This window comes from Streptococcus sp. 22.1 (assembly GCF_016648645.1).
GTDB lineage: Bacteria > Bacillota > Bacilli > Lactobacillales > Streptococcaceae > Streptococcus.
In genome coordinates, this window is the sequence record NZ_JACLQK010000043.1 from 1 (window position 1) to 3,022 (window position 3,022).

At 38.1% G+C, this 3,022-nt stretch carries 1 protein-coding gene; it reads right to left on the reverse strand.

The window, feature by feature from the left end:
* Positions 1-361: 361 nt before the first annotated feature.
* Positions 362-3,022: glucosyl transferase (locus tag H7U04_RS11220; protein WP_201059841.1), on the reverse strand; the 2,661-nt coding region annotated here is incomplete at its 5' end.

The following is a 3,022-nucleotide window of genomic DNA, read 5'->3' on the forward strand; positions in this document are numbered from 1 at the left end:
ATTTTTCCTCCATTTCCTAAATTCTATTATAGCGCTATTTTAGAGAGTTTCAAGAAAATATAAGAAATTTAGACAAAGATAAGAAAACGATTACATAGAAAAGAGAGTGAATATCAAATATCAAAATTTTATCAGTCGTAAGAGTTTAAAAACACAAAAAATCCAGGACCTGCGCCTTGGATTTAGGAGATTATGAAAAAGAAAAGTTTTAGGATGGTTATAGTATATAAAGCAAAGCCTATAGTTTTCTTAAAGTAGACAAAAATTATTTTCTTGGATTTTTAAAAGGAAGTTGAAATTAATCAACTTCCTTAGTATAGATGTCTTATAAGAATAATTTTAGTCGATTTCCTGACTTATCTTACAATTGCTTTGCACGTCCATTTTCATCAAAGTGGTAAGTCACACCATTGATGGTACGTGTTTCGTTGGTTACGAGCTCACCAGAGTTTTCATCGTAATAACGAGTTCCCTTGTAGTCTGTAACGAAATCACCCTTCACTTGTTTACCTTCATAATCGAAGTAGAGGTGTTGACCATTGATGACTTGATCGAAGAGGAGGGCCTTACCATCCTTACCGAAGTAGTACCAGTGTCCATCTGCATAGACGAATTGGTTGGTTACAGCAGCACCTGTTTCAGCGTCGAAGTAGTAAGTTGGGTTGTCTTCTGCCCTGCTAGGAAAAGAAATATAAAACTTAGGTCTAGCTAATTTTCCACGAACTTGTTCGTTTGTTTCGTATTTGTTCATTGGATTGGCAGAGAAATAGTAAAGTTTCCCATCAATTTTTTTGAAACCTGCGACTTTTTTACCATTTTCTAGGTAGAACCAACTACCGCGAGATTTAACAAAACCAGCTTTTTCTACAGCTTCGCCAGTTTCATCATCATAGTAAGGTGGATTTTGATATATGTTAAAGGAACCACGAAGAACCTTTCCGTTTTGCTCAATATAGTAATCCTTCCCATCAATATTTATTTCCCCAGTTCTTCCATTACTGCTAAGGTAGTATAACTCGTTACCAATTTTAATAAACTGATCACGAGGGAGTTCTTTCCCTGCACCACTATCTTTATCGTAGTAGTAACCATTAAGAACAGCATCTTTAGCTTGAACACCATCATCATCAAAGTAAACGTGTACCCCATCAATGGTTTGTGAGCCTTTAAGGATATTACCTTGTGCATCTGCATAGTACCATTTACCATCATGGCTGAAGTATTGACCTTTTACAAGAGCTCCAGAATTTTTATCATAGAACTTACTAGGTGTTTCATAAGTATTGTAGTTCTCTTCACTGATTACTCGACCATTAGAATCAACTAATTCCCCCTTAGTTTGAATACCGTTATATGAATTAAAATTGACTTGAACTCCATCAATGATTTGGTCCCCTTTTAGAATCTTACCTTCAGCATTGACGTAGTACCAATTATCATTAACTTGGACATAGCGATTTGTTCCCAAATCTACTTTAGCACCAGAATCTTTGTCGTAGAAGTAGCCATCGTTACCAAAGAAACCTTTGGCTTGTCTACCCCCATAAGGGTCAAAGTATACAGGAACATTGTTAATGGTTTGAGAGCCTTTAAGAGGTTTTCCGTCATTTCCTACATAGTACCAGTTTTTACCAACTTGGACATAGCTATTGGTTACGAGTGCACCAGTAATTCCATCATAGTATTTATCGTTACTAGCAAAATCTCCCTTAACTTGTGCACCAGTTTCATTATCAAAGAAGTATTCAACGTTGTCGATGACGGTTGCTCCTTTGATGGCCTTGCTATCGGCTCCGATAAAGTAGGTTTTGTCTTTAACTGTTACGAAACGATTAGTAACTAGATTTCCAGAGTCTTTATCGTGAAATTGTTTGTTGTAGTCAAAATCTCCTTTCACTTGGATACCGTTATAGCCAAAGTAGACATGAGCGCCATCAATAGTTTGTTCACCTGTCAAGATTTTTCCATCGTTACCGATGTAGTACCAGTTGCCTTTAATTTGAACATAACGGTTTGTGCCTAGGTCGACTCGGTTACCATCTTGCCCATAGAAGTAGCCATCGTCACCAAAATTGTCGAAGACCTGTCTTCCATCATATGTAAAGTAAACCTGTTTACCATTTATAGTTTTAGCACCTTTTACACGAACACCCTGATCATCCACATAGTAGCGTTCATTTTGGTGGGTATAGTTATCGTAGGCAATAACGTAGTTGTTAGTGACTAGTGCACCAGAATCTTTGTCGTAATAATGTTCTTTATTGTCAGTATCATTTCTAACAAAATACCCTTTGACTTGAACGCCGCTTTGATAAAAGTAAACCTTAACGCCATCAATAGTTTGCTCACCTTTTAAGATAGCACCGTCCTTACCGGCGTAAAACCAATAATCACCAAGTTGAAAATAACGGTTTGTCCCGAAATCAACTTGTTTTCCGTCCTTGTCGTAATAACGGCCATCAGAAGCAAATCTATTCCTAACTTGTTCACCGTAGTCGTCAAAATAATTCCATTCCCCATTAATTTCTTTGGGACCGATTACTTTATTGCCATTTTCATCTAGGTAATAGGTGCTACCGTAACTCTCAACGAATTTATTAGTAACAAGAGCACCAGAATCTTTGTCATAATAGTGACCGTCCCAGGTAAATTCCCCTTTAACCTGAACACCACTATCTCTAAAGTAGACCTTAACGCCATCAATAGTTTGTGGTCCAGTCAGGTCTTTACCGCTAGCATCTTTGTAATGCCAGTAGCCATATTCGTCTCTATAGTATTGACCACCGGTGACATTGGTTTCACTATTGGTATCTGCGGTTGCTGTTGCAGTCTCATTGGCAGCTCGGTCTGTAGTTACGGCTTCACGTGTTTGGCCTGTGGCTGATTCTGCAGGTGCTTGACTTTCGCTTGCAGTAGTTGAAGCAGTCTCACTGGCAACTTCAAAGCTTGCTGTAGAATTTGTGGCTTGTTCTGAGACATTTGTGGTGTTTTCTGTGCTAGCAACATTTTCAGTAGTAGCAGG